The organism is Bacillus sp. JJ864 (genome assembly GCF_036963045.1).
In the GTDB taxonomy this organism is placed as follows: domain Bacteria; phylum Bacillota; class Bacilli; order Bacillales; family Bacillaceae_G; genus Bacillus_A; species Bacillus_A pseudomycoides_C.
The window spans coordinates 1-2,714 of the sequence record NZ_JBALLY010000152.1 but is presented as its reverse complement, the minus strand read 5'-3'; the positions used below and the strand labels follow the sequence as shown (position 1 = coordinate 2,714).

The following is a 2,714-nucleotide window of genomic DNA, read 5'->3' as shown; positions in this document are numbered from 1 at the left end:
AAATTCAGCGTGGTTATCTTGATCCATCACAAAAGAATTATTTAACTCTTTTTCCAAAGCTCTTGCAAATGTGGTTTTCCCACTATGGGTTTTACCTACTGTAATAATTACTAACCTTTTCATAAATACAACTCCAGTGTTTAAAAATTTATATTATTCTGTCATTTTTGCATTAAACTGCCCAATTTCTTAAAACCAATTATTTCAAAAAATAATAATGTGCACAAGCACTTTTCTACCAAAAATAAAGACGCAATCTTAAATAATCGCGCCCTTTAATAGAACAACTGTTTTTTAATGATTTTAGGTAAACCATCTTAATCGTTTGACAAAGGCTAAATTTTCCATTATCATCAACTCAAACTTATTTACGGGGAGCGGTTAAGATGAAAATTTATGTTGATGCAGATGCTTGTCCGGTAAAAGATATCATTATCTCTGAAGGTACGACTGCTGAAATTCTTGTTATCCTTGTTACTAGTTTTTCTCATTTTTCTAATGCGGAACAACCATCAGGAGTGGAAACCATTTATGTTGATTCTGGAGCAGATGCTGCGGATTATCGGATTATGAAGTTAGCAGAAAAAGGAGATATAATCGTTACGCAAGATTATGGTCTTGCTTCGCTAGGTTTAGCAAAAGGGTGTGCGGTACTTCACCATAATGGGTCTAGCTATACAAATGAAAACATTGACCAATTATTACAAACACGTTATTTGAGTGCAATGGCTCGAAAAAGCGGAAAGCGTACAAAGGGGCCAAAACCATTTACATCAGAAGATAGGGAGAAATTTAAGGGGCTTTTTAAAAGAGCGATTTCTCTGGTGTAAACTGGAGACAAACCGCCCCATGTCACTGGGCCGTACTAGCTTATAAGTGAGTTACAGGAAGAAAAGCAATGAATATACGTTCTATTCTTAATGGTCTTTCTATGGCTTTTTCGAATCATAATCAGCTGATTGATTGAAAAATGAATAAACCATCCGCTTGTACGCTCACTTAGTTCCATATCCTTTACCATCGCTGTATAATGTATCTTCGAATTATAAAAGCTCAGTTGACAAGAAAAATCAGCTGAGCTTTTTGTATATTCATATCTTATCCTTACTTTGTTAGACTCTCCTCTAATTCATATACAGATAATTCACTTCTTGTTTTTAATGGACTCGACTGTACTAAACATTCTTGAATAAGCATCCTTAATATTTGCTTCATTTACTTTATCATTGTAAAGTCCATACCACCTGTACGTTTTTTCGTAAGCTCTTCACTCGTAATTGTTTCACGCCACTTAAACCAATCTTCTCTAACTTGTCAATTATATTGAAACAGATCTATCAAAAAAATCACTCCAAATATAAATGAAATATCATTTCTTTATGAACCCTTAAATAATTCCGTACTTTCTAAGAGCAAAGTCAACCCCATCTTCACTTGACTTTTTCGTGACGAAATCTGCAACTGCTTTTAATTGTTCATTCCCATTTTCCATAGCAATCCCAAGCCCTACTAATTCCAACACATCTATATCATTTCCTCCATCCCCAAACGCAACAGCCTTTGATTTATCAATGCCAAAATACTGTAAAACACTTTTGATCGCTAAAGACTTGGACACTTCTTCTTGTAATACATTTAATACAAAAGGATGCCATCTGCTAAACGTTAAATGAGGGAACTTATGAATGTATTTTTCTACTGTTTCATCAGTAGCATACAAACACATCAAATAGACCTCTTGATTATAAATATGTTTATTTATAGTTGGATAAGCATTCAATGACAACGTTTCATGCAATGCATTTAATATTTCCTTATCTTCTACACCGTTCATACTAAAGTCTTCTGTAAAGAATGACAGCCCGTTATTCTCGATATATGCAAATTCAACCACTTCTCGAATAATATTTTTATCCATTGGTACTTTATGAAGAACCTCTTGATTGTGCTTCACATAAGCTCCGTTTGCTGTAATGAACGTATCTACTCCTAATTTTCTTATTTCATCGCACATCGATAACGGTCTTCCTGTTGCTGCAACTACCCTTAACCCTTTATTTTTTAGTGTTTTTATAGCTTCTTTCGTTTTATCTGAAATACTACCATTTTCATGATGTGTAAGGGTTCCATCAACATCAAAAAATACAATTTTAAAATTCATAAAGTAGCTCCTTTAAAGATGAATATATAAATAAAAAGGTAAGTTCCTGAAAACTAAAAAATCAGAATATTGTTCACTCTGATAATATAACCTTAAATATATTAATTTTCAACATTTCTAGAAATAAGAAAAACATAACATGTTGTGAAATAAAATGTTTAATCTTTATGACTTGATAATCCCATTAATACATACTGGTTATCGACGTAAACTATCCATCTTCCAAATTTCGGAAAAGTTACTCCTAAAAATAAATAGTAAACCATTTATTGCAAAACACCTTCCAATTAAGGAATTTCATATTCATTATTCCCCCTTCTACCGATATGTTTTGGCAATCTACTAAAATAATTCTTTCCAAACACTAGAAATGCACAAATACTGAAACTGAATATGAAGATTCTTATTACCGCATGTCCAATTTCTATATACCTAATTGATATTTTATTAAAGCTAATAATAAGATGAATCAATCGAAAGTACGAAACTTACATAAAAAAATACTACTTCTGTAGCATGGTTAACACATTTCTCTTTTTAGTATGATTTTAAT

General features: G+C 32.2%; 2 protein-coding genes and 1 pseudogene. 1 reads left to right on the top strand and 2 read right to left on the bottom strand.

Annotation, left to right across the window (positions count from 1 at the left end; genetic code table 11):
- Positions 1-123: pseudogene (locus tag V7024_RS20450) on the bottom strand (ATP-binding protein); the annotation flags it as partial.
- Positions 124-386: 263 nt separating this feature from the next.
- Between V7024_RS20450 and V7024_RS20445 the strand changes: the two are divergent.
- On the top strand, positions 387-830 hold the full coding sequence (locus V7024_RS20445; protein WP_335523301.1) for a YaiI/YqxD family protein: 444 nt from the start codon (positions 387-389) through the stop codon (positions 828-830).
- Positions 831-1,387: 557 nt separating this feature from the next.
- Here V7024_RS20445 and V7024_RS20435 read toward each other — a convergent pair.
- Entirely contained in the window at positions 1,388-2,161 is a 774-nt protein-coding gene (locus tag V7024_RS20435) for a Cof-type HAD-IIB family hydrolase (RefSeq protein ID WP_335523298.1), read from the bottom strand.
- Between the last annotated feature and the right edge of the window lie 553 nt (positions 2,162-2,714).